The sequence below is a fragment of the Stenotrophomonas sp. GD03680 genome, assembly GCF_029844625.1.
In the GTDB taxonomy this organism is placed as follows: Bacteria; Pseudomonadota; Gammaproteobacteria; order Xanthomonadales; family Xanthomonadaceae; genus Stenotrophomonas; species Stenotrophomonas maltophilia_P.
Window position 1 is genome coordinate 17,708 of sequence record NZ_JAOCKC010000027.1, and the last position, 23,581, is coordinate 41,288.

Sequence of the window (23,581 nt, forward strand, 5' to 3'; positions counted from 1 at the left end):
GCGGGCGCTAGAATGCCCGCATGCACGACGCCGTTACCCGCCCGACCCCGCCTTCCGAGCCCACCGCCTGGTCCCGTCGCCAGACCCACGCCGTCCAGATCGGCGGAGTCACCGTCGGCGGCGGCAGGCCGGTGGTGGTGCAGTCGATGACGAATACCGACACCTCCGACGTGGCCTCCAGCGTGAAGCAGGTCGCCGAGCTCTGGCGCGCCGGTTCGGAAATGGTGCGCTTGACCGTCAACACCGTCGAGGCCGCGGCCGCGATCCCGCGCATCGTCGACAAGCTGGCGATGATGGGCATCGACGTGCCGCTGATCGGTGATTTCCACTACAACGGCCATCAGTTGCTGACCGCCGAACCGGCGTGTGCCGAAGCACTGGCCAAGTACCGCATCAATCCGGGCAATGTGGGCTTCGGCAAGAAGAAGGACCTGCAGTTCGCGCAGTTGATCGAGTTCGCCATCCGCTACAACAAGCCGGTGCGCATCGGCGCCAACTGGGGCTCGCTGGACCAGGCGCTGGCGGCCAGGCTGATGGATGAGAACAACGAGCGCGAGCAGCCCTGGGACGCCGGACGTGTCCTGCGCGAGGCACTGATCCGGTCAGCGCTGGATTCGGCCGAACAGGCCGTGGAGCTGGGCCTGCCGCGCGACCGCATCGTGCTGTCGGCCAAGGTCAGTGGCGTGCAGGAGCTGATCGCGGTCTACCGTGACCTGGCACAGCGTTCGGAGTTCGCGCTGCATCTGGGCCTGACCGAAGCCGGCATCGGCAGCAAGGGCATCGTTGCGTCGGCAGCGGCGCTGAGCGTGCTGCTGCAGGAAGGTATCGGCGACACCATCCGCATCTCGCTGACGCCCGAGCCGGGCCAGTCGCGGACGCAGGAAGTGATCGTCGCCCAGGAGCTGCTGCAGACCACCGGCCAGCGCGCGTTCACGCCGCTGGTGACGGCCTGCCCGGGATGCGGCCGCACCACCTCCGAGTTCTTCCAGGAGCTGGCCAAGGTGGTGCAGAACCACGTGCGCGAGAAGATGCCGCTGTGGAAAGTGCAGCACCCGGGGGCGGAAAACATGACCCTGGCGGTGATGGGCTGCGTGGTCAACGGCCCGGGAGAATCGCGGCACGCCAACATCGGCATCTCGCTGCCGGGAACCGGGGAGGCGCCGTCGGCGCCGGTGTTCGTCGATGGCGAGAAGAAGGTGACCCTGCGTGGCGAGAACATCGCCCAGGAATTCGTCGCCCTGATCGACGATTACGTCGAACGAACCTATGTCCGAAGCGCAGGATAAGCCCGCGATCCTTGCCGCGCCGGAGCCGGCCTCCGGCTTCCGTCACTGGATGGCGCGCAATGCGTGGCGCCTGGTCCTGCTGTTCGCCGGCGTGCTGTTGCCGCTGGCCGGCTTCGTCGCGCTGGCCGACGAGGTGCATGAGTTTGAATCGTTCCATTTCGACGCGCCGCTGCTGTGGCAGATGCACGGCCTGCATTCGCCGTGGCTGGACCGGTTCTTCGTGCTGCTGTCCCGGCTGGGTTACGAGTGGTTCCTGATTCCCGCCGATGTGCTGATCGTCGCGGCACTGCTGGGCTACCGCCGCTGGCGCGAGGCCACCTTCGTGGCTGTCAGTTTCCTCGGATCGGCACTGTTGAACATGGGCAGCAAGCGGTTCTTCCAGCGGGACCGCCCCAGCCTGTGGGAGTCCATCGCACCGGAATCGACGTTCAGTTTCCCCAGTGGTCACGCCATGGGGTCGATGACCCTGGCGGCAACCCTGGTACTTCTGGCCTGGAATACCCGCTGGCGCTGGCCGGTGCTGGTGCTGGCCCCTGCGTTCAGCTTGCTGGTCAGCGTGTCCCGGGTCTATCTCGGGGTCCATTACCCGTCGGATATCCTGGCCGGATGGTGTGCAGCACTGGTTTGGGTGGTAGGGTGCTACCTGGTCATGTTCAGTCGTCGGCATCCCTGGCGACGCCGCGATTCGCCGCCATCGACGGCCAGCGAAGCATCAACACAGGGGGAGTGACGTGGATGGCTCTTCGCGGGCGTCTACGTGATAGATGAGCTGTTTCGTTGCAGTGGGTTCTGCAAGACAGGGGGTAAGCACAATGCGTGAGACTGTGATCAACCCGGCACTCTTGCCCGGTATGCACTTCGACCGCGCTTGCGAGGGTTCGGCACCCTGCCTAGCTTGACCCGCAATGGCCGCATTCGAAGAGGTACGTGAATGACGATTCGAGTCTACCTGGTGGACGACCACGCACTGGTCCGCACCGGGATGAAGATGATCCTGTCGGGTGAGACCGACATCGAGGTGGTGGGCGAGGCCGAGACCGGCGAGGACGCGCTGCGCGAGATCCGCCAGCTGCAGCCGGACGTGGTGCTGTGCGACCTGCACCTGCCGGGTGTCAGCGGCATGGAAGTGACCGAGCGCATCGTGCGCGGCCATCGCAGCACGCGCGTGGTGATCGTGTCCGTCCTGGAGGATGGCCCGCTGCCGAAGCGGCTGCTGGAAGCCGGCGCGGCCGGGTACATCGGCAAGGGCTGCGACGCCCAGGAACTGCTGCGCGCGGTGCGCGACGTGGCAGGCGGGCGCCGCTACCTGGGCACCAGCATCGCGCAGAATCTGGCGCTGTCGACGGTGGAGGGGAATGGTTCGCCGTTCGACACCCTGTCTCCGCGCGAGCTGGAAGTGGCGCTGCTGCTGACCCAGGGATTGCGCCAGGAAGACATCGCGCGCCGCCTCAGCCTCAGCGCCAAGACCGTCAACACGCACAAGGCACGCCTGTTCGAGAAGATGGGTATCCATGACAACATCGCGCTGGCGCGCATGGCCAGCCAGTACGGGCTGGTGGATCCGGCACGGCCGCTGTGAGGGTTTCAGCCAACGGCTGAGGTGCGTCGCGCGCCCGGAATCTGTCTTCCAGTTCCGGCCCGCGGTCGCGGGGCCAAGCGTCGGCCCCGCGCTCACCCATCGGGCGCTCAGGTGCCGCGCACGCGCTTGACGATGGCCGCCGCCTGCATGGCGCTGGCGCGCACCTTGTCCCAGTCGCCGTCCGCAATCCAGTTGCCGGGCACCATCCATGAGCCACCGATGCAGACCACGTTCTTCTGCTCGAGGTACTCGGCGGCGGTGTTTTCCGTGATGCCGCCGGTCGGGCACAGCTTCAGATCGGCAATTGGACCGGCCACGCCCTTGATCATCGCCAGGCCGCCGACCGCCGTGGCCGGGAACAGCTTGCACACCCGGAATCCGCGCGCATGCAGCGACAGCAGCTCGGTCGGCGTCGCCGCACCGGGCACCACCGGCAGCGGCGCAGCGGCCAGCGCATCGGCCAGCGCGGGCGGCGTACCCGGGGTCACCAGGAAGTCCGCGCCGGCATCAATCGACTGCTGCATCTGCTCAACGGTCAGCACTGTACCGGCACCCACCACCACGTCCGGCAGTTCGCGCTTGAGCATGGCCAGCGCCTCCATCGCCACCGGCGTGCGCAACGTCAGCTCGATCGCCGGCAGACCGCCTTCCAGCAGCGCCGCACTCACCGCACAGGCCTGGTCCAGCGTATGAATCGTCACCACCGGCAGGATGCCCGCCGCATGCAACAGCTCCGCCGCCTTCAGCTGATGTTGTTCGATACCCATAGCTCTGCTTCTGCCTTTGCTTCCGAATTTGATTTTCAGTGATCACTTCGCGGCGTTGATGCGCCGGAAAGTGTGACGCCGCCACCAGCACACTCGCCGCCGCAACACACCCGCAGCGCTGTTGAACCCTCAGGCGTCCTTCGCCTCATGCGGCGCTGCCGCAGCCGCCGCATCGTGTCCCAGTTCGTACTCGGCGTCGTAATCCCACGGCCCGCCGTCGGCCGCTGCCGGTCCGCACGAAATCGAAATGGCGCCCTGATCGGCCGGCCCGACCACACGACGGTTGATCGCGAACAGGTTGCGGCCCAGATCATTCGCCGCGGGCGCGGTGTTCGGGGCCTGAGTGCGTGCTGCCCATTCCGCAGCGTCCACCAGGACGTCCAGCGTGCCCGCCTCGCCATCCAGGCGGATGATGTCGCCTTCGCGGACTTTCGCCAGCGGACCCCCACGCGCGGCTTCCGGCGTGACATGGATCGCTGCCGGGATCTTGCCCGACGCCCCGGACAACCGGCCATCGGTGACCAGCGCAACGCGTCGGCCCTGGTTCTGCAGAAGGCCCAGCAGCGGCGCCAGGGAATGCAGCTCCGGCATGCCGTTCGCGCGCGGGCCCTGGTAGCGCACCACCGCCACGAAATCCTGGGGAAGCAGCCCGGCAGCATGTAGCTTGTTGAGCACCTGGGGCGCATCAACGACAACGGCCGGTGCTTCGATCGAACGGTATTGCGGCTTCACCGCCGACAGTTTGATCAACGACCGGCCCAGGTTGCCGCGCAGCAGGCGCAGGCCACCCTGGCTCTCGAACGGAGCGTCGACGCCGCGCACCACCTCCTCGTCGGCACTGCGCTCCAGCCCGGGCAGATAGACCAGGGTGCCGTCACGCAGCTGCGGTTCGCGGGCGTAATCGGCCATGCCGCCGCGCGCCACACTGACCAGGTCGCCGTGCATCAGCCCGGCCCTGATCAATTCGCCGAACACGAAAGCCGGGCCGCCGGCCGCCGCGAAGCGGTTCACGTCGGCGTCGCCGTTCGGATAGACGCGGGCCAGCAGGGGAATCAGCTGCGACAGCTCGTCGAAGTCGTCCCAGGTCAGCACGATGCCGGCGGCACGTGCGACCGCGATCCAGTGGATGGTGTGGTTGGTCGAGCCGCCGGTGGCCATCAGGGCGATGACGGCGTTGATGATCGCGCGCTCGTCGATGATCCGGCCGAGCGGACGGAAATCCTCACCCAGCGCGGTGATCTCCAGCGCACGCTCGGTGGCCTCGCGGGTGAGCGCATCGCGCAGCGCAGTGCCCGGGTTGACGAAGGATGCGCCTGGCAGCTGCACGCCCATCGCTTCCAGCAGTACCTGGTTGGAGTTGGCGGTACCGTAGAAGGTGCAGGTGCCTGCGCCATGGTAGGAGGCCGACTCGGCCTCCAGCAGTTCTTCGCGGGTGGCTTCGCCGGCCGCATAGCGTTCGCGCACCTCGGCCTTCTGCTTGTTCGGAATGCCCGGCGTCATCGGGCCGGCCGGAATGAACACCGCCGGCAGGTGGCCGAACGCGAGCGCGCCGATCAGCAGGCCGGGCACGATCTTGTCGCACACGCCAAGGTAGACCGTGGTATCGAACATGTCATGGCTGAGGCCGATCGCGGTGGCCTGCGCGATCACATCGCGCGAGAACAGCGACAGTTCCATGCCGCCGCGGCCCTGGGTGACGCCGTCGCACATCGCCGGCACACCGCCGGCCACCTGCGCGGTGGCGCCCAGTTCACGGGCGATCCCGCGGATCTGCTCCGGATAGGTCTCGAACGGCTGGTGGGCCGACAACATGTCGTTATAGGCGGTGATGATGCCCAGGTTCGGCGTCACGCCGCCGCGCAGGCGGCTCTTGTCGGTGCCGCCGCAGGCAGCGAAACCATGGGCGAGATTGCCGCAGCTCAGGCGGCTGCGGAAGGGGCCTTCGCGCAGGGCGGCGTCGACAGCGGCCAGGTAGGCCGCGCGCGAGGCAGCGCTGCGACGGATGACGCGGTCGGTGATGGCTTGCAGTTGCGGATGGAGGCTCATTGGCTACCGGCGTTCGAGGTGGCGAGAGGTGGGCGGCGGCGATATGCCGCCACCGACATCAATCTGCCCAGTGGACGCGCAGGCGCGCGCCTTCCAGGTGGATTGCGTTGAGGATCGGGTACTGCTGGGCATTGTTGCTGTCCAGCGCCTGCCGCAGCACCTGCAGCTTCTGCTTGCCGCGCAGCAGCAGCAGGCGCTGGCGGCACTGGCGCAGGCCGTGCGGGGTCAGCGTGATCCGCAGCGGCCACTGGTTGGCGCCCGGGCAGCCGGTCGCATCCAGTGCGGCATAGGGCAGGGGGCTTTCCAGCGCGCGGGCCAGGTCCTTCGAGCCGGGGAACAACGAGGCCGTGTGGCCATCATTGCCCATGCCGAGCGCGACCAGGCTGGGCGGCTGGCTGTGCTGTGCCTGCAGATTGGCGGTGTACACGCATTCCGGAAGCGGCTTGCCGATGCGCACCAGCGGGTCGAAATGTGCACCTTCGGCGCGCTTGAGCAGGTGCTCGCGTACCAGCCAGGCATTGCTGTCGCGATCCTGCGGCGACAGCCAGCGCTCATCGGCCAGGCTCACTTCCACGCGGTCCCAGTGCACTTCCATTTCTGCCAGCGCCTGGTACACCGGCGCCGGCGTGGTGCCACCGGACAGCAGGATGCGTGCGCGGCCGACTTCGTTGATGTCACGGTTGATGGTCTGTGCCATTTCGGTGGCCACCGCTTCGATCCAGCCATCGGCATCGCCGTGACTGACAAAATCGATGCGGTCGTCCTGGAAGACAGGGCTCATGCGGCAACTCCCGGAGCGTCACGTTCGGCATCGGCTGCATAGGCGGCAGCGCCCAGCAGGCCGGGGCAGGGGTGCATGATCGCCAGCGAAGGCACCCGCGCCATGATCGAGGAAAACCGGCCCTTGTGCTCGAAGCGCTGGCGGAAGCCGGAGTGCTGCAGCGAATCCAGCATTTTGGGCACCAGGCCGCCGGTCAGGAACACGCCATCCCAGGCACCCTGGATCAGCACCAGGTCGCCGGCGATGGCGCCGAACACTGCGCAGAACACATCCACGGTGCGCATCGCCTGCGGATCGCCGACCGCGGCACGGGCGGTGACGTCGGCCGGCTGCAGATGGCCCGGGTCGACACCGGCCATCTCACAGACCGCACGATGGATGTTGACCAGGCCGGGACCGCAGATGAGACGCTCGTTGGACACGCGGCCGAACTGCTCGGACAGGATCTCCAGGATCCGCACTTCTTCCGGCGTGCCCGGCGGGAAGCTGACGTGACCGCCTTCGGTTTCCAGCGGGTAGCTGCGGCCGTGGCGCACCACCAAGCCACCGACGCCGAGGCCCGTGCCGGGGCCGATCACTCCGTAGTTGCGTGGCTGGCCCGGTGCGGCTGGCGTCCAGTGCGCACCGCCGATCTGCACCACATCCTGCGGTTGCAGCAGGGCGACGGCCATCGCCTGTGCGGCGAAGTCGTTGATCAGGTGCAGCTCGTCGAAGCCGAGCATCGCTGCGGTGCGGCTGCGCGAGATCACCCACGGATGGTTGGTGATGCGTGCCTCGTCGCCATCGACGCGGCCGGCCACGGCAAACACGCCGCGGCGCGCGCTGGCCCCGGCCTGCTCAAGGTAGTGGCGGGCGGCATCGCCCAGCGACGGGAACTCGGCGACTGCGAACTCGCGGATGCTGTCCTTCTGCAGGGGCGCATCCAGCGAAGTGTCGGCCAGTGCGAAGCGGGCATTGGTGCCGCCGATGTCGGCGACCAGAACCGGCTGCGAGCTGCCACTCATGCCGAAGCTCCGGTGTCCGGCGCATCCACGCCCTGTGGCAGGAAGTCGCTGGCATCCGCCGGACCCCACTGGCCAGCAGGGTAAGGCTGGAGCGGCAGGCCGGCTGCCTTCCAGGCATCGGCGACGCTGTCGATCCACGCCCAGGCGGCGCGCACTTCGTCGTCGCGCACGAACAGCGCATGGTTGCCGTTGAAGGCGTCCAGGAAAAGGCGCTCGTAAGCGATGCGGCGGTGCAGTCCCGTCGGCACCGACAGCTCCAGTTCCAGCGGATGCAGTTCCAGCGCGCCCCATTCCGGACCGGCCAGGCTGCTCATCAGGCCCAGCTCGATGTTTTCCTGCGGCTGCAGCTGGAACACCAGGCGATTGGGTGCGGCCTGCGCGCGCTGCGGGCGCTCGAACAGCCAATGGGTGACCGGCTTGAGGGTCACCACCACGCGGGTGGTGCGCTCGGGCAGGCGCTTGCCGGTGACCAGATGGAAGGGAACGCCGGACCAGCGCCAGTTGTCGATGTGCGCGGTGACGCCGGCGAAGGTTTCCACGTCGCTGCCTTCCGGCGGCTGATAGGCCTGTGCCGGCTGGCCGTTGATGGTGCCGGCGGTATAGCGGCCGCGCACGCTGTCGCGGGCGGCATGCTGGGCGTCGAGGGGGCGCAGGGCGCGCAGCACCTTGACCTTCTCGTCGCGGATGCGGTCGGCTTCGAGCGACGCCGGCGGTTCCATCGCCACCAGGCACAGCAGCTGCAGGATATGGCTCTGCACCATGTCACGCAGGGCGCCGGAGCGTGCGTAGTACGCGTCGCGGCCGTCCACGCCTTCGCTCTCTGCGACCAGGATGTGCACCGACTCGATGTAGTTGCGGTTCCACACCGCCTCCAGCAGGGTGTTGCCGAAGCGCAGGGCGATCAGGTTCTGCACCGCAGCCTTGCCCAGATAGTGATCCAGGCGGAACACGCGGTCTTCGTCGATCCACTGGCCGATGGTGCTGATGATCTCTTCGGCACTTTCGCTGTCGCTGCCGATCGGCTTCTCCAGCATCAGCCGGGCCGGTGCGGCGAGGGCGCCCCCCTTGGCCAGGCCTTCGCAGGTGGAGATGTACAGGCCCGGCGGAATGGCCAGGTAGCTCACGCACCGGCGGTCCACCAGGTCGGAGACGGCGGCGGCGACCGAGTCGACATCGCGCAGGTCCACCGAGCGGTAGTCGATGCGGCGCAGCAGCGCGGCGATGTCGTCCTGCGAGGCCATCGGCATGGCCTGCTGCAGGCGCGGGCGCAGGATGTCATGGAAGGCCTCGGTGTCATGGCCGGACAGGGCCAGCGCACGGATGCGGAAATCCTCCGGCAGCAGACCATCGCCAAGCAGGCGCAGCAGCGAAGGGAACAGGTAGCGCTGGGCCAGATCACCTGTGGCACCGAACAGGAAGAGGGTGTCGTGCATCGCTCGAGTTTCAGATCCGGGTGACATCGTTGTCAATCGCTTCATGGCTGGGTTCGGGGGACATCCGCGCAACTGCCTGTCCGAGGTTCGCGGAACGCGATCTGCAGGGGATACCAGCAGGCCGTTCCATGCGAAACCACCGCACCGGCGAACGTTCCATTGTCCGCCGACGCAGGTCGGTGCGCACCGACCATCGGATAGTGCCACGTGAAAACGTTTACATGGCAGAATGGGCAACTGTATTCGATTGCAGTGCTCGCCGTCATGCGGCAGTCGCGCAATCATTGCTGCCATCGGGAGGGCCGAGGCAGTCCCAAAAGACAGCCCGGCGTCGGGCAGACCGGATCAGGTGATATGGCAAAAGTGCAGTTGCAGGGTGTGCGCAAGGTCTACGACAACGGCCAGGTTGCGGTGAAGGACGCCACTTTCGAGGTCGCCGATGGCGAACTGATGGTGCTGGTCGGTCCTTCCGGCTGTGGTAAGTCGACCCTGCTGCGGATGGTGGCAGGCCTGGAGGAGATCAGCGGTGGCACGCTGAGCATCGGTGACCGCGTGGTCAACGATGTGGCACCGAAGGATCGCGACATCGCCATGGTGTTCCAGAGTTATGCGCTTTACCCGCACATGACCGTGGCCGAGAACCTGGCGTTCGGCCTGAAGCTGCGTGGCCACGACAAGGCGACCATCGACAGGCGGATTGCCGAAGCGGCGCAGACGCTTGGCTTGACCGAGATGATGGACAAGCTGCCCAAGGCGATGTCAGGTGGCCAGCGCCAGCGTGTTGCGTTGGGGCGCGCGCTGGTGCGCGAACCTGCGGTGTTCCTGCTCGACGAGCCGCTGTCCAATCTCGATGCCAAGCTGCGCCACAGCGTGCGTACCGAGATCGCGCAGCTGCACCGCAAGCTGGGTACGACCATGATCTATGTCACGCACGACCAGGTCGAAGCGATGACGCTGGGCCAGCGCATCGTGGTGCTCAAGGACGGCATCATCCAGCAGATCGATACGCCGATGGCGCTGTATGACCGCCCGGCCAACCTGTTCGTGGCCGGTTTCCTCGGCAGCCCGGCGATGAACGTGCTGCGCGGGACATTGCAGGGCGATGCGGGCGGCGTGACGGTGGTCGAGGGTGAGTGGCGCGCGCCGCTGGGCCAGGCCACGATCGACCCCGCATGGCTGCAGAAGCCGATCAACGTCGGCGTGCGCCCGGAGCACCTGCAGCCCGCCACGGGCGACGACGCGCATGCGTTCACCGCGCGCATCGAGGGCATCGAGCCGGTCGGCAACGAGATCTTCGTCAACCTCAGCAGCGGCCAGCATGCACTGACCATGCGGGTGGCGCCGCAGGCGCTGCCGGCCGTGGGCGAGGACATCCGCGTGGCGATCCATCCGCAGGGCCTGCACTTCTTCAACGCGGAAACCGGCGAGCGCCTGTAAGACTTGGTGGCGCCGGGCCATGCCCGGCGTCATCGGCAGATCCCCGCCCTGCGTGGATGGGGCGCAGCCTCAGCGCGCCAGGCCATCGAGCAGTGGAATCCGCTGCGCGGGCGCATCGCCGACCTGCAGCGCAGCGTCGCTCGTTTCAAGCGGCAGCACCGCCAGCGCGAGATCGCCGGCCACGCTGGCGATCGTGCCCAGTGCCGTGCCGTCCTGCTGCACGCCGTCACCGGCCTGCGCCGGCGCATGGGTGTGCAGCAGCTGCACCGCGCGCTTGGCCTTGCCGAGGAAGTGGGTGCGGGCGACGATTTCCTGGCCCGGGTAGCAGCCTTTCTTCACGCTGTAGCCGTTCAGACGGTCCAGCCCCAACTGCTGCGGGGTCCACACCTCGCGCTGGCTCTGCTCCAGCCGGGGCAGGCCATACCGCAGGTCAGCCTGGCGCCAGGCCAATACAAAGGCCGCGTCGTCATCCGGCCCACCGGCCGGGAAGGTGTCAGCGGCACCGATGCGCAGCGCGCGCGGCAGCGCGTCGCTGCCCAGGTCCAGCTCCCAACCGCCTGCATTCGCGGCGATCGCCGCGCCGGTAGCCGCTTCCGGTGCGGTGAACGCGCCGGCCACGGCCAGATCGTCGCGCAGCTGCACCTTGACCTTGCGGCGGAACACGAAACGCTGCAGTTGCGACGCAGTCGCATCCGCGTCGCCATCGGCGAACACCAGCATCACGTGATCCTCAGCCAGCCGGAGCAGCTGGAACACCGCCAGGGTGCGGCCCTTGGCACTCAGCCAGGCGCTCCACTGCCAGTGCTGCTGGGGCAGAGCGAGGACATCGCTGCTGAACTGGGCGTGGGCGAAGGCAGCTGCGTCCACGCCCTGCAGGCTCACCAGCTGGTGGCCCGGAAGGCGTGGATATGCGACGAAAGCAGGGGGCAGGTTGTCAGGCACGTGAACGAGGTCTAAAATTTGTGCGTTGCGAGACCGACCATGATAGGCCAAACAACCCCCACTCCCGACGACGAAACTGAAGCCCCGCTGGTCCCTGCGGCACCCGTGCCCGTGGAACAGGAAAAGGCAGAGGAATTCGGCGGCCGCGGCGGACTCGATCCGGTGCGGTATGGCGATTGGGAGAAAAACGGACGCTGCATCGATTTCTGATCAGCATTGAGCCAACGCGGCCGCGTGCCGCCCAGCCGAGACAACGAGCCCAGCGAATGGCGACCAGACAACGCCCACTTTCCCCGCACCTTCAGGTGTATCGCTGGCAGATTCAGATGGCCACCTCGATCCTGCATCGAGCCACTGGCGTCTTTCTGTCTGTTGGTGCCCTCATCATCGCTGCGGGCCTGCTGGCCCTGATGATGGGGCCCGATTCGTGGAACTGCTTCACCGGCCATGCCGGGGCCTGGTATGGCCGCGTGTTCCTGTTCGCGTGGACATGGTCGTTCGCCTATCACCTGTGCAATGGCATCCGCCATGTGGTGCAGGACTTCGCCATCGGCTTCAGCATCCCCGCCTTCATCCGCAGCAGCTGGCTGTCGGTCATCGGCAGCCTGGTGATCACCCTGCTGGTGTGGGCCTACGTGATGTTTGGAGGTGCCGCGTGAGCAAGTTCCGTACTCCGCTGAAGAACGTGCGTGGCCTGGGTTCGGCCAAGACCGGCACCGAGCACTTCGTGCACCAGCGCCTGACCGCCGCCGCCCTGGTGGTGCTGGGGATCTGGTTCCTGGTCTTCGTGCTGGGCCTGCTGGGTTCCGACTACGCGACCGCCACTGCTGCCATCGCCAAGCCGTGGAACGCGGTGCCGCTGATCGGCCTGCTGATCGCCATGTTCTGGCACGCACAGCTCGGCATGCAGGTCGTGCTGGAAGATTACATCCACGAATCGCTGCTGGCCCTGGTGCTGCAGACCGCGGTGAAGTTCGTCGCCGTGCTCGGCATGATCGTCAGTGTGTTCGCGGTGGGCCGCATCGCCCTCGGCGTTGCCTGAGCCCAGGCACCTACACAGGAATCCAGACTAGATGTCCGCTTACAAGATCACCGAACACAAGTACGACATGGTCGTGGTGGGCGCCGGCGGCGCCGGCCTGCGTGCCACGTTCGGCCTGGCCGCCAAGGGCCTGCAGACCGTGTGCCTGACCAAGGTCTTCCCGACCCGTTCGCACACCGTCGCCGCCCAGGGCGGTATCTCCGCCGCGCTCGGCAACATGGGTGAGGACGACTGGCGTTACCACTTCTTCGACACCATCAAGGGGTCGGACTGGCTGGGCGACCAGGACGCCATCGAATACATGTGCCGTGAGGCCATTCCGGCCATCATCGAGCTCGAGCACTACGGCGTGCCGTTCTCGCGTACCGCCGAAGGCAAGATCTACCAGCGCCCGTTCGGTGGCATGACCACCAAGTACGGCGAAGGCCCGGCGGCGCAGCGCACCTGCGCGGCGGCCGACCGTACCGGCCACGCGATGCTGCATACGCTGTACCAGCAGTCGCTGAAGCACGACGCGCGCTTCATGATCGAGTACTTCGCGCTCGACCTGATCTTCGACGACGAAGGCGTCTGCCGCGGCGTGCTGGCCTTGGACATGTCCGACGGCACGCTGCACCTGTTCCGCGCCCAGGGCGTGGTACTGGCCACCGGCGGCTACGGCCGAGCCTATTTCAGCGCAACTTCCGCGCATACCTGCACCGGCGACGGTGGCGGCCTGGCCATGCGTGCCGGCATCGCCATGCAGGACATGGAGTTCGTGCAGTTCCACCCGACCGGCATCTACGGCGCCGGCTGCCTGATCACCGAGGGTGTCCGCGGTGAAGGTGGCATCCTGCGCAACAGCAGCGGCGAGCGCTTCATGGAGCGCTATGCACCGCATTACAAGGATCTGGCATCGCGCGACGTGGTCAGCCGTTCGATGACCATCGAGATCCGCGAAGGCCGCGGTGTCGGCGAGCACAAGGATCACATCCTGCTCGACCTGACCCACCTGGGCCCGGGCGTGATCGATGACAAGCTGCCGGGCATCGCCGAGAGCGCCCGCATCTTCGCCGGCGTCGACGTGCACAAGCAGCCGATCCCGGTCATCCCGACCGTGCACTACAACATGGGTGGCATCCCGACCAACTACCACGGTGAAGTGGTGCGCAAGGTCGGCGACAACCCCGATGCCGTGGTGCCGGGCCTGTACGCCATCGGCGAAGCCGCCTGCGTGTCCGTGCATGGCGCCAACCGCCTGGGCTCCAACTCGCTGCTGGATCTGGTGGTGTTCGGCCGCGCGGTGGCCAACCGCTGTGCCGAGACCATCAAGCCGGGCGCGGCGCACAAGCCGCTGCCGGCCGATGCCTGCGACAAGGCGCTGGGCCTGCTGGACAAGCTGCGCCACGCCAACGGCGATACCCCGACCTCGGTCATCCGCGACCGCATGCAGCGCACCATGCAGGCCGACGCGGCCGTCTTCCGCACCAGCCAGACGCTGAAGGAAGGCTGCGAGAAGATGGACAAGATCTTCGATTCGTTCCAGGACGTGAAGGTCTCGGACCGTTCGCTGGTGTGGAACTCGGACCTGATCGAGACCTACGAGCTGAACAACCTGCTGCTCAACGCGGTGGCGACGATCAACTCGGCCGAACAGCGCAAGGAAAGCCGCGGCGCGCATGCGCACGAGGACTTCCCGGACCGCGACGACGTCAACTGGCAGAAGCACACCCTGGTCAGCGTCGACGAGAAGGGCAAGTGCAGCTTCGACTACCGTCCGGTGCACATGTACACGTTGACCGATGACGTGTCCGTGGTGCCGCCGAAGCCGCGCGTGTACTGATCCGACCCCGCCTACCATGCAATCCGCGCCTTGAGGGCGCGGGCCGCCTGAGCCAACGAGAGCAGCCATGGCCGAGTTTTCACTCCCCAAGAATTCCAAGATCACGAAGGGCCAGCACTTCCCCGTCAAGAACGGCGGCAAGAACGTGCGTACCTTCAAGATCTACCGCTGGAGTCCGGATGACGACAGCAATCCGCGCACCGATACCTATGAGGTCGATCTGGACGCCTGCGGCCCGATGGTCCTGGACGCGCTGATCAAGATCAAGAACGAGATCGACCCGACCCTGACCTTCCGTCGCTCCTGCCGCGAAGGCATCTGCGGTTCGTGCGCGATGAACATCGACGGCACCAACACGCTGGCCTGCACCCGCGCCATCGCGGACTGCGGCAAGAAGGAAGTGCCGATCTACCCGCTGCCGCACATGAACGTGGTCAAGGATCTGGTGCCGGACCTGACCCACTTCTACGCGCAGTACGCCTCGATCAAGCCGTGGATCCGCACGCAGACCCCGGCGCCGCCGGATCGCGAGCGCCTGCAGTCGCCGGAAGACCGCAAGAAGCTCGATGGCCTGTACGAGTGCATCCTGTGCGCCTGCTGCTCGACCAGCTGCCCGAGCTACTGGTGGAACGGCGAGCGTTACCTGGGTCCGGCGATCCTGCTGCAGGCCTACCGCTGGATCATCGACTCGCGCGATGAGGACACCGGTGCGCGCCTGGACGATCTGGAAGATCCGTTCAAGCTGTACCGCTGCCACACGATCATGAACTGCGCCCGCACCTGCCCGAAGGGCCTGAACCCGGCGCTGGCGATTGCCGAGATCAAGAAGCTCATGATGGAGCGTCGCGCCTGATCCATCCCGCATGCGGCCGCATCGACGGCGGCCGCACGCACCCCAGCCGAGCCACGCCATGCGTGGCTTCGCTGTATCTGGAGGCCTGCAATGGATGAAGAGACCCTGCTGAAGAAGCTGCGCTGGCGCTGCCGGCGTGGCATGCGCGAACTGGACCAGCTGTTCGAACGTTACCTCGACCGCGAATGGAGCGCTGCGCCGACCGAAGAGCGCGAGGTTTTCCTGTTCCTGCTCGACTGTGAGGACGATAAATTGTGGCGCTGGTTCATGGGCTACGAGGTCTGCCCGCATGCGCACGCCATCCCGCTCATGGACAGGATCCGCGCCCTCAAGCCTTGAGTGGCGCCCTTCACGGCTGCAGGCGGGTGCCCAGCTGGCGGTACTGCTCGCCGCCCCCTGGCTGCTGCGCGCTTCGGATCTGCCCCGAGACGCCCTGGTTCCCGTCGTACTGCTGGTCTGGGCGCTGGGCCTGGCCGAGCTCTTCTGGCGCCTGCGCCGGCCGAAGGTGAGGGTGTGCCTGCCGGCGTTGCCCGCTCCGCTGCAGGTGGCGGGGCAGGCGCTGGACGCTCCACAGCTGGTGATCCGCGGCCCGTGGCTGTTGCTGCATGGGCGCCAGGGGCGGCGGCAGCGGCGCCTGCTGTTCTGGCCGGATGTGCTCGATGCCCGGCAGCGACGTGAACTGCGACTGGCCGTCGCCGCACGCGCCGTTTCCCGTCGAGCCCGGTCGATGGCACCATAGGCTGAATCGTCCGGCGAGCCTGCATGTTCAAACCCATTCCCGTGGCCATCGGCCTGCGCTACCTGCGCGCCAAGCGCCGCAACGGCTTCATCTCCTTCATTTCGATGGCATCGATCCTGGGCATCGCGCTCGGCGTTACGGTGCTGATCACCACCCTGGCGGTGATGAGCGGCTTCCAGAAGGAAATCCGCAGCCGCCTGCTGCAGATGACGGCGCATACCACCATCAGTCGCGACGGCGAGCCCATGCCGGACTGGATGCGCGTGGTGGACGTGGCCAACAAGGACCCGCGCGTGGCGGGCGCCGCACCCTATATCGAGATCCAGTCGATGATCAGCGGCCCGCGCGTGCAGGGTGCGATCATCCAGGGTATCGACCCGGCACTGGAGCCGAAGGTGTCGGTGATCGACCAGAAGGTGGTCAAGGGCAGCTACGACAGCCTGAAACCCGGCAGCTTCAATCTGCTGCTGGGCAAGGAACTGGCGATCTGGCTGGGCGTCGATGTCGGCGACCAAGTGCTGGTGACCTTCGCCGAAGTGCAGGGCACACCTGCAGGCGCCGTTCCGCGGATGAAACGCTTCACCGTCAGCGGTATTTTCGAGGCCGGCTACAACGAGGTCGACCGCGGCGTCGGCTTCGCCAACATGAAGGATCTCGAGCGCGTACTGCGCGCCGATGGCGCGACCGGCGTGCGCCTGAAGCTGCACGACATGGACCACTCGCTGGAAGTCGGCGTGGACCTTGCGCAGAACCTCGGCGGCGCCTATCGCGTGAGTGACTGGACCCAGCAGAACGCCAATCTCTACCACTCGCTGCGCATGGAGAAAGTGGTGATGGGCATCCTGCTGTCGCTGATCATCGCCATGGGCGCGTTCAATCTGGTGTCCTCGCAGGTGATGCTGGTCACCGACAAGCAGGCGGACATCGCCATCCTGCGCACGCTTGGCCTGACCCCGGCCGGGGTGATGCAGGTGTTCATGGTGCAGGGCTCGTTGATCGGCATCTTCGGCACACTGGCCGGACTGATCGGCGGCATCACCCTGACCTTCAACCTGGAACGCATCCTCGGTGCCATCGAGCGCGTGTTCAACGTCAAGCTGCTGCCGGAAGACGTGTACTACATCACCGGCCTGCCGACGGACATGCAGACCGGCGACGTGGTGGTGATCACCGTGGTCGCACTGCTGATGAGCTTCCTGGCCACCCTGTATCCCGCCTGGCGGGCGGCACGCACCCAGCCGGCGGAGGCCCTGCGCTATGAATGAAGCCTTTGACCGCGGCCAGGAGGTGATCCGCGCCGAGCACCTCGGCAAGATCTATGCCGAAGGGCGCATGCAGACCCCGGTATTCGACGGCCTGAACCTGACCGTCACCGCGGGTGAAACCGTGGCCATCATCGGCGCGTCCGGTGCAGGCAAGAGCACGCTGCTGCACCTGCTGGGGGGACTGGACGTACCCAGTGCCGGCGAGGTGTACGTGGCCGGTCAACGCATGTCGGCGCTGTCGGATACCGCACGTGGCCTGCTGCGCAACCAGGCGCTGGGCTTTGTCTACCAGTTCCATCACCTGCTGCCGGAATTCACCGCGCTGGAAAACGTGGTGATGCCGCTGCTGCTGTCCCGCTCGCATTCGCCGATGTCACAGCGGGCGATGTTCGCTGGCCTGGGCGTGGTGGGGACGGCGCTGGCCAGCATCGTCAACGGGGCCACCGCCTTCGTCCGTGGTCGTCCTGAAGTGGAGGAGGCGGCCGCGCGCGCAACCTTGCTGCTGGAGTCGGTCGGGCTGGGCCATCGCCTGGACCACAAACCGGGCGAGCTTTCCGGTGGCGAGCGCCAGCGTGCGGCGGTGGCGCGCGCGCTGGTGAACCATCCGGCCTGCGTGCTGGGCGACGAGCCGACCGGAAACCTGGACGATCGCACGGCCGGCACCGTGTTCGACCTGATGCTCGAACTCAATCGTGCCCGCCATACCAGCCTGGTGCTGGTCACCCATGACCGCGGTCTGGCGCGGCGCCTGGACCGGGTGCTGGAACTGCGCGAAGGGCGCCTGCACGAGCTGGCCCACGCCGACGTCTGAGCGGCCGGCAACGTGCACCTCCCGGCGCCTGAACGGTGGCGCCGGGATTCTCGCCGCCCATACCCGGGCAGGCGCATGATGGCCCCCGGTTCCCCGTGGAGATCGACATGAAGACCCCGCTTGTGATCGCAGGGCTCTGCCTTGCCCTGGCCGCGTGTGCGACCACCGGCCGCCTGAGCAGTGCCGAGCGGCTGGACCTGTACCGGGCGCACGCCGGCGCACCGCAGAATGACATGCAGTTCTTCGGCAGCCTCAACGGCTGGACCGAACTGGGCGACAGTGCACTGGCGGTATGGACCCGGCCCAGCGAGGCCTACCTGCTGGAATTGAACGGCCCCTGCCAGGATCTGTCGTTTGCGACCGCCATCGGCCTGACCAGCCGCATGAACCGCGTGTCGGCCCGCTTCGACAAGGTGCTGGTCCGTGACCCGACCGGAGGCCCGCGCCTGCCGTGCTTCATCAGCAGCATCCGCAAGCTTGACGTGAAGGCGCTGCGTGCTTCGGAACAGGAGCTGCGGCAGGCGCAGGTGCAGGAGCGCGAGGAGCCGGCGAACTAGGCCGGCGCCATCTCCGGATCAGGCTTCCGGGATGAAGCCGGCGGGCTTCTCCGCGTCCTTCTCGAACAGGAACTTGACCAGTTCCCCTTCCAGGAACGCGCGGTGCTTCGGGTCGCGCGGTGACAGGCGGTTCTCGTTGATCAGCATGGTCTGGTGCGCCAGCCATGCCGCCCAGGCCTGCTTGCCGATGTGGTTGAAGATGCGCTGGCCCAGTTCGCCCGGATAGGGCACGAAGTCCAGGCCCTCGGCATCGCGTTGTTCGTACTGGCAGAAGACGGTTCGGGGCATGGCACTCACTCGTGGTTGCGGGGTTTCTTGGATCTGCGTTGTGGCGGTTTGATCGAAGTGCCATCAAGCAGCTTGCGGATGGGAGCCGGCAAGCCCAGCGTCGGCAGTTCGTCGGCGGTGACCCAGCGCAGCGAGGATTCTTCCACGCGCAGGCCGCGTACCTGTCGCGACAGGATCTGCAGGTGCAGCCTGTAGTGGCTGAAGGTGTGCTGCAGCACCGGCAGCTCGTCGGCATCTTCCAGCGAGCCGTCCACGTGTGCATCGAACCAGTCCTGCAGCGCTTCACCGGCGTCGGCCTGCGGCAGGGTCCACAGTTGCGCCCAGATGCCGGTCTCCGGTCGCTTCTGCAGCAGCACGCGCTGCTGGGCATCGCGCAGCAGCAGGGCCACGGCTTCGCGTTCGGGCAGGGCCTTGCCTGGCTTCGGCGTGGGCAGCTCGGCGGTCCGGCCTTCGCGGCGCGCCACGCAGTCCTGCTGCTGCGGGCAGATCACGCAGGCGGGCCTGGCGCGGCTGCACACGGTGGCACCGAGGTCCATCTGCGCCTGCGTGTAGTCGGCCATCCGGCCATCCGGCACCTGGGCCGCGTGCGCTTCGGCGATGGCCCACAACTGCTTTTCGATGGCTGGCAGGCCGGGGAAGCCTTCGATGCCGTGATACCGGCTGAGCACGCGCTTGACGTTGCCGTCGAGGATCGGAAACCGGTCGTTCCAGGCCTGGCTGAGGATCGCGCCTGCGGTGCTGCGGCCGATGCCGGGCAGCGCATGCAGCGCGTCGAAATCACGCGGCAGTTCGCCGTCATGCAGTTCCACGCAGCGCTGGGCCGCCGCATGCAGGTTGCGCGCACGGGCGTAGTAGCCCAGCCCGGCCCACTGCGCCATCACTGCATCGTTGCTGGCCGCGGCCAGCGCGGGCAGGGTCGGGAAATGCTGCAGGAACCGCTGGAAGTAGGGGATGACCGTGGCCACCTGGGTCTGCTGTAGCATGATCTCCGACAACCAGACCCGATAGGGGCTGCGCGGATGCTGCCAGGGCAGGTCGTGGCGGCCGTGGTCGTCGAACCAGTGCAGCAGGCGGGCGACGAACGGGTCGCCCGCAGGCACGACGGTGGCCTCAGGCACTGCCAAGCGCTTCGGGCAGCAGCGCGTCGACGAAGGCTTCCGGATCGAATTCACGCAGATCTTCCGGGCGTTCACCGATGCCGGCGAAACGGATCGGAATGCCGAACTCGCGGGCCAGTGCGAACACCACGCCGCCCTTTGCGGTGCCGTCCAGCTTGGTCACCACCAGGCCGGTCACGTTCACCGCGGCGTTGAACTGGCGCAGCTGCGACAGCGCGTTCTGGCCGGTGGTGCCGTCGATCACCATCAGCACCTCGTGCGGCGCAGCGGGATCGATCTTGCCGAGCACACGACGGATCTTGCCCAGCTCGTTCATCAGGCCGGACTGGGTATGCAGGCGGCCGGCGGTATCGGCAATCAGCACCGACGTGCCGCGCGCCTTGCCGGCCTGCAGCGCGTCGTAGGCCACCGAGGCGGCGTCGGCGTTCTGGCCCTGGGCCACCACGGCCACGCCGTTGCGCTCGCCCCAGGCCTGCAGCTGGGCCACGGCAGCGGCACGGAAGGTATCGCCGGCGGCCAGCATCAGGCTGTGCCCGTCGTCCTTGAAGCGCTTGGCCAGCTTGCCGATGGTGGTGGTCTTGCCGACACCGTTGACGCCAACGGTCAGCACCACGAAGGGCCTGGCGTTGCGATCGATCACCAGTGGCCTGGCGACCGGCCGCAGGATCGCGATCAGGTCGGCACGCAGTGCGCCCAGCAGTGCGTTGGCATCGGCGAACTCACGTGCCTTCATGCGTCTGCGCAGGCCTTCGACCAGCTCGGTGGTCGCACCGACGCCGACATCGGCGGTGATCAGCGCGGTTTCCAGTTCGTCCAGCAGGTCATCGTCGAGCTTGGGATTGCGCGAGAACAGGCCGCCAAAGCTGCGCGCGATGACGCTGTTGCGCAGGCGTTCGCGCCAGCCGGACTTGCCGGCGGGGGCCGGTGCGGCATCCACCAGCACCGGCAGGTCGGCGGCCGGTGCGGAGGGCTGCTGTGCGGGGATCACCGGAGCCAGCGGGGCGAGCACGGCTGCGGCGGCACGTGCCTCGGCCTCGAAGTCTTCCGGTGCCAGGACGCGTTCGGTCGCTGCCGGCGCCGGCGGGGACGCCGGGGCAGCGGCGGGCGGCGCCGGGACGGGCACCGACTCAGCTGGAGCCACGGCTGGCGGGGCGTCGGCTACGACCGTGGTGTCCTCGACGGGCGCGGCCGACGGGAATGCCGCCGCCAGCTCTTCAGCCGAGTAGTGCTGGGTCTTGGGCGCGTCCGGTGTGGCGGCGTCCTGGGGCTTCTTGCGGCGGAAAAAACTGAGCATTGGCAAAAGGCGCTGAAATCAGAGGGATATGCTACCACCCGGGCCCGTCTGCCCGATGTGGACTCAAGGTCGCGGCCGGGCAGCCGCTAATGGCTTCGGAGGGCTGCACCGAGTGGCCTGGAGACCGCCATGGACAACGTGATGGCAACGGCCTGGAGCGGCATGCGGGCCGCAGGGCAAGGCGTGCAGGTGGCCGCGCACAACGTGGCCAACCTGGCGACAGCCGATGCACCGCGCCTGCAGGTGCAGCGCGCGGCGGTGGAGCAGGGTGGGGTGCAGACCCGGGTGACCGCTGCCGGCGCCGATCCCGCCGCGCCGCTGGCTGATCTGCTGGCGGCAAACGCGGAGGTGGTGGCCTTCGCCGCCAACGCTTCGCTGGTCCGCCGCCAGGACCAGATGCTGGGGTCGCTGCTGGATCGCCGGGCCTGAGCAGCCCGGCCTGGCAGATGCCAGCCAGCGCCCGGCAGCGCCGGGTCATGCCCGGCGACCACCGTGCGTGTCAGGCCGACAGCTCCAGCAGCAGCTTGTTCAGGCGCGCAACGTAGGCGCCCGGGTCCTTCAGGCTGTCGCCGGCCGCGAGCGCGGCCTGGTCGAACAGCACGCGGCCGAGATCATCGAAACGATCACCATCGGCCTCGCCATCGAGCTTGGTGATCAACGGGTGCCCCGGATTGATCTCCAGCACCGGCTTGCTGTCAGGCACCTTCTGGCCGCTGGCCTCCAGGATCTGGCGCATCTGCAGGCCCAGATCCTGTTCGCCGATGGCCAGCACCGCTGGCGAATCGGTCAGCCGGTGCGACACGCGGACTTCGGCCACGTCGTCGCCGAGCACCGCCTTCAGCCGCTCGATCAGGGCCTGCTTGTCCTTGGCCGCCGCTTCCTGTTCCTGCTTGTCCGACTCGGTCTCCAGCGCGCCGAGGTCGAGGTCGCCACGGGCGATGTCGACAAAGCCCTTGCCGTCGAAGTCGGTCAGGTAACCCATCAGCCATTCGTCGATGCGGTCGGTCAGCAGCAGCACTTCCACGCCCTTCTTGCGGAACACTTCCAGGTGCGGGCTGTTGCGGACCTGGCTGTAGCTCTCGCCGGTCAGGTAGTAGATCTTGTCCTGGCCTTCGGCCATGCGACCGATGTAGTCGGCCAGCGAGACGGTCTGGGCATCGCCCTCGCCACGGGTGGAGGCGAAGCGCAGCAGGCCGGCCACCTTCTCGCGGTTGTTGTAGTCCTCGGCCGGTCCTTCCTTCAGCACCTGGCCGAATTCCTTCCAGAACGTGGCGTACTGCTCGGGCTTGTCGGTTGCCAGCTTCTCCAGCATGTCCAGCGAGCGCTTGGTCAGCGCGGCCTTCATCGAATCGATGACCGGGCCGGACTGCAGGATCTCGCGCGAGACGTTCAGCGACAGGTCGTTGGAATCGACCACGCCCTTGATGAAGCGCAGGTACAGCGGCAGGAACTGCTCGGCCTGGTCCATCACGAACACCCGCTGGACATACAGCTTCAGGCCCTTGGGCGCATCGCGGTGATACAGATCGAACGGTGCACGGCCCGGCACGTACAGCAGCGAGGTGTACTCCAGCTTGCCTTCGACCTTGTTGTGGCTCCACGCCAGCGGATCGCTGTGGTCGTGTGCCACGTGCTTGTAGAACTCGCTGTACTCGGCGTCGCTGATCTCGGTGCGCGGACGGGTCCACAGCGCGCTGGCACGGTTGACGGTTTCCCATTCGACCGCCGCGCCCTCTTCACCCCCTTCCTTCGGCATCTGGATCGGCAGGCCGATGTGGTCGGAGTACTTCTTGAGGATGCTGCGCAGGCGCCAGCCATCGGCAAAGTCGTGTTCGCCGTCCTTCAGGTGCAGCACGATGCGGGTGCCGCGCTCGGGCTTGTCGAGGGTCGCGACATCGAAGTCGCCTTCGCCGCGCGAGGTCCAGCGCACGCCTTCGCTGCTGGCCAGGCCGGCCCGCCGCGAGGTGACTTCGACTTCGTCGGCGACGATGAACGCGCTGTAGAAGCCGACACCGAACTGGCCGATCAGCTGCGAGTCCTTCTTCTGGTCGCCGGACAGCTGGCGCAGGAAGTCGCCGGTACCGGACTTGGCAATGGTGCCGAGGTGGGCGATGGCCTCGGCGCGGCTCATGCCGATGCCGTTGTCCTCGATGGTGATGGTGTGGGCGGCCGGGTCGAAACTGACGCGCACGCGCAGGTCGCTGTCGTCTTCCAGCAGGGACGGCTGGGTCAGCGCCTCGAAGCGCAGCTTGTCGGCCGCGTCGGCGGCATTGGACACCAGCTCGCGCAGGAAGATCTCCTTGTTGGAGTACAGCGAGTGGATCATCAGCTGCAGCAGCTGCTTGACTTCGGTCTGGAAGCCAAGGGTTTCGGTCTGGGTCGTCTCGGTCATCGATAGGGCTCCGTGTGCAATGCCGCGCCAGCGCGTGCGGCCTCGCCAAGGGGTAGGGGTGATTGTCCCGAAATCAAGGGGGTTGGTCGGGCAGGGCGGCGCCCTGCACCCGCAGAGGCCAGAGC

25 protein-coding genes are annotated in these 23,581 nt (G+C 67.2%); 15 read left to right on the forward strand and 10 right to left on the reverse strand.

Features of this window, described 5'->3' with window-relative positions; genetic code table 11:
• Positions 1-20 precede the first annotated feature (20 nt).
• The 3 genes from ispG to N5J29_RS17465 all read left to right on the forward strand — a co-directional run bounded on the left by ispG (position 21) and on the right by N5J29_RS17465 (position 2,865).
• Positions 21-1,286 (forward strand): flavodoxin-dependent (E)-4-hydroxy-3-methylbut-2-enyl-diphosphate synthase, encoded by a 1,266-nt coding sequence (ispG, locus tag N5J29_RS17455; RefSeq protein ID WP_053517283.1) that lies wholly within the window; start codon positions 21-23, stop codon positions 1,284-1,286.
• Positions 1,267-2,016, forward strand: a complete 750-nt coding sequence (locus N5J29_RS17460) for a phosphatase PAP2 family protein (protein ID WP_053517284.1) — start codon at positions 1,267-1,269, stop codon at positions 2,014-2,016. The genes ispG and N5J29_RS17460 overlap by 20 nt, the downstream gene beginning before the upstream one ends.
• Before the next feature lie 201 nt (positions 2,017-2,217).
• The gene (locus N5J29_RS17465; protein ID WP_065174949.1) at positions 2,218-2,865 is read left to right on the forward strand and encodes a response regulator; all 648 of its coding nucleotides are present in this window, start codon (positions 2,218-2,220) and stop codon (positions 2,863-2,865) included.
• Positions 2,866-2,972: 107 nt separating this feature from the next.
• Here the strand turns inward: N5J29_RS17465 and eda are convergent, their stop codons facing one another.
• From eda to zwf, 5 genes are all read right to left on the reverse strand, one after another.
• Positions 2,973-3,632 carry a bifunctional 4-hydroxy-2-oxoglutarate aldolase/2-dehydro-3-deoxy-phosphogluconate aldolase gene (gene eda, locus N5J29_RS17470; RefSeq protein WP_164152262.1) on the reverse strand — a complete coding sequence of 220 codons (660 nt, stop codon included), beginning with the start codon at positions 3,630-3,632 and terminating at the stop codon, positions 2,973-2,975.
• Between the two features lie 129 nt (positions 3,633-3,761).
• Positions 3,762-5,678, reverse strand: a complete 1,917-nt coding sequence (gene edd / locus N5J29_RS17475) for a phosphogluconate dehydratase (RefSeq protein WP_065174951.1) — start codon at positions 5,676-5,678, stop codon at positions 3,762-3,764.
• 58 nt (positions 5,679-5,736) lie between these two features.
• Entirely contained in the window at positions 5,737-6,459 is a 723-nt protein-coding gene (gene pgl, locus N5J29_RS17480) for a 6-phosphogluconolactonase (RefSeq protein ID WP_053517289.1), read from the reverse strand.
• On the reverse strand, positions 6,456-7,463 hold the full coding sequence (gene glk / locus N5J29_RS17485) for a glucokinase (RefSeq protein ID WP_164152264.1): 1,008 nt from the start codon (positions 7,461-7,463) through the stop codon (positions 6,456-6,458). The genes pgl and glk overlap by 4 nt, the downstream gene beginning before the upstream one ends.
• Positions 7,460-8,896: a glucose-6-phosphate dehydrogenase gene (zwf, locus tag N5J29_RS17490; RefSeq protein ID WP_065174952.1), complete on the reverse strand. Its 1,437-nt coding sequence runs from the start codon at positions 8,894-8,896 to the stop codon at positions 7,460-7,462. The genes glk and zwf overlap by 4 nt, the downstream gene beginning before the upstream one ends.
• Positions 8,897-9,250: 354 nt before the next feature.
• Between zwf and ugpC the strand changes: the two genes are divergently transcribed.
• Positions 9,251-10,333 (forward strand): sn-glycerol-3-phosphate ABC transporter ATP-binding protein UgpC, encoded by a 1,083-nt coding sequence (gene ugpC / locus N5J29_RS17495; protein WP_065181281.1) that lies wholly within the window; start codon positions 9,251-9,253, stop codon positions 10,331-10,333.
• A 69-nt stretch (positions 10,334-10,402) separates the two neighbouring features.
• Here the strand turns inward: ugpC and N5J29_RS17500 are convergent, their stop codons facing one another.
• Positions 10,403-11,275 carry a folate-binding protein YgfZ gene (locus tag N5J29_RS17500; protein ID WP_164152266.1) on the reverse strand — a complete coding sequence of 291 codons (873 nt, stop codon included), beginning with the start codon at positions 11,273-11,275 and terminating at the stop codon, positions 10,403-10,405.
• A 39-nt stretch (positions 11,276-11,314) separates the two neighbouring features.
• On the opposite strand from N5J29_RS17500, the gene N5J29_RS17505 reads away from it, so the two are divergent.
• The 10 genes from N5J29_RS17505 to N5J29_RS17550 all read left to right on the forward strand — a co-directional run bounded on the left by N5J29_RS17505 (position 11,315) and on the right by N5J29_RS17550 (position 18,364).
• On the forward strand, positions 11,315-11,485 hold the full coding sequence (locus tag N5J29_RS17505; RefSeq protein WP_074901279.1) for a DUF1674 domain-containing protein: 171 nt from the start codon (positions 11,315-11,317) through the stop codon (positions 11,483-11,485).
• A gap of 56 nt (positions 11,486-11,541) precedes the next feature.
• Positions 11,542-11,934, forward strand: a complete 393-nt coding sequence (sdhC, locus tag N5J29_RS17510; RefSeq protein WP_004153151.1) for a succinate dehydrogenase, cytochrome b556 subunit — start codon at positions 11,542-11,544, stop codon at positions 11,932-11,934.
• Positions 11,931-12,317, forward strand: coding sequence for a succinate dehydrogenase, hydrophobic membrane anchor protein (gene sdhD / locus N5J29_RS17515; RefSeq protein ID WP_053517295.1), 387 nt, complete (start codon positions 11,931-11,933; stop codon positions 12,315-12,317). Before sdhC ends, sdhD begins: the two co-directional genes overlap by 4 nt.
• Positions 12,318-12,348: 31 nt before the next feature.
• On the forward strand, positions 12,349-14,139 hold the full coding sequence (gene sdhA, locus N5J29_RS17520; protein ID WP_053517296.1) for a succinate dehydrogenase flavoprotein subunit: 1,791 nt from the start codon (positions 12,349-12,351) through the stop codon (positions 14,137-14,139).
• A 67-nt stretch (positions 14,140-14,206) separates the two neighbouring features.
• On the forward strand, positions 14,207-14,992 hold the full coding sequence (locus N5J29_RS17525) for a succinate dehydrogenase iron-sulfur subunit (protein ID WP_053517298.1): 786 nt from the start codon (positions 14,207-14,209) through the stop codon (positions 14,990-14,992).
• A 90-nt stretch (positions 14,993-15,082) separates the two neighbouring features.
• Positions 15,083-15,331: a succinate dehydrogenase assembly factor 2 gene (locus tag N5J29_RS17530; protein WP_053517299.1), complete on the forward strand. Its 249-nt coding sequence runs from the start codon at positions 15,083-15,085 to the stop codon at positions 15,329-15,331.
• Positions 15,282-15,731: a hypothetical protein gene (locus N5J29_RS17535; protein WP_081279720.1), complete on the forward strand. Its 450-nt coding sequence runs from the start codon at positions 15,282-15,284 to the stop codon at positions 15,729-15,731. The genes N5J29_RS17530 and N5J29_RS17535 overlap by 50 nt, the downstream gene beginning before the upstream one ends.
• A 23-nt stretch (positions 15,732-15,754) precedes the next feature.
• Positions 15,755-16,996, forward strand: a complete 1,242-nt coding sequence (locus N5J29_RS17540) for a lipoprotein-releasing ABC transporter permease subunit (RefSeq protein ID WP_164152268.1) — start codon at positions 15,755-15,757, stop codon at positions 16,994-16,996.
• On the forward strand, positions 16,989-17,807 hold the full coding sequence (locus tag N5J29_RS17545) for an ATP-binding cassette domain-containing protein (RefSeq protein WP_279924495.1): 819 nt from the start codon (positions 16,989-16,991) through the stop codon (positions 17,805-17,807). The genes N5J29_RS17540 and N5J29_RS17545 overlap by 8 nt, the downstream gene beginning before the upstream one ends.
• Positions 17,808-17,914: 107 nt before the next feature.
• The gene (locus N5J29_RS17550; protein ID WP_053517332.1) at positions 17,915-18,364 is read left to right on the forward strand and encodes a DUF6491 family protein; all 450 of its coding nucleotides are present in this window, start codon (positions 17,915-17,917) and stop codon (positions 18,362-18,364) included.
• An 18-nt stretch (positions 18,365-18,382) separates the two neighbouring features.
• Here N5J29_RS17550 and N5J29_RS17555 read toward each other — a convergent pair whose 3' ends face one another.
• Genes N5J29_RS17555 through ftsY form a run of 3 tightly spaced genes read right to left on the reverse strand, consistent with a single transcriptional unit; the run spans position 18,383 to position 21,064 of the window.
• Positions 18,383-18,652: an oxidative damage protection protein gene (locus tag N5J29_RS17555; RefSeq protein ID WP_065174958.1), complete on the reverse strand. Its 270-nt coding sequence runs from the start codon at positions 18,650-18,652 to the stop codon at positions 18,383-18,385.
• Between the two features lie 5 nt (positions 18,653-18,657).
• A complete protein-coding gene (gene mutY, locus N5J29_RS17560; RefSeq protein ID WP_239519795.1) occupies positions 18,658-19,770 on the reverse strand; it encodes an A/G-specific adenine glycosylase in 1,113 nt (370 codons plus the stop codon).
• Entirely contained in the window at positions 19,763-21,064 is a 1,302-nt protein-coding gene (ftsY, locus tag N5J29_RS17565; RefSeq protein ID WP_164152271.1) for a signal recognition particle-docking protein FtsY, read from the reverse strand. Before ftsY ends, mutY begins: the two co-directional genes overlap by 8 nt.
• A 129-nt stretch (positions 21,065-21,193) precedes the next feature.
• Between ftsY and N5J29_RS17570 the strand changes: the two genes are divergently transcribed.
• Positions 21,194-21,493 (forward strand): hypothetical protein, encoded by a 300-nt coding sequence (locus N5J29_RS17570; RefSeq protein ID WP_065174961.1) that lies wholly within the window; start codon positions 21,194-21,196, stop codon positions 21,491-21,493.
• Between the two features lie 70 nt (positions 21,494-21,563).
• On the opposite strand, the gene htpG is transcribed toward N5J29_RS17570, so the two are convergent.
• Entirely contained in the window at positions 21,564-23,456 is a 1,893-nt protein-coding gene (gene htpG, locus N5J29_RS17575) for a molecular chaperone HtpG (protein WP_164152273.1), read from the reverse strand.
• Positions 23,457-23,581 lie beyond the last annotated feature (125 nt).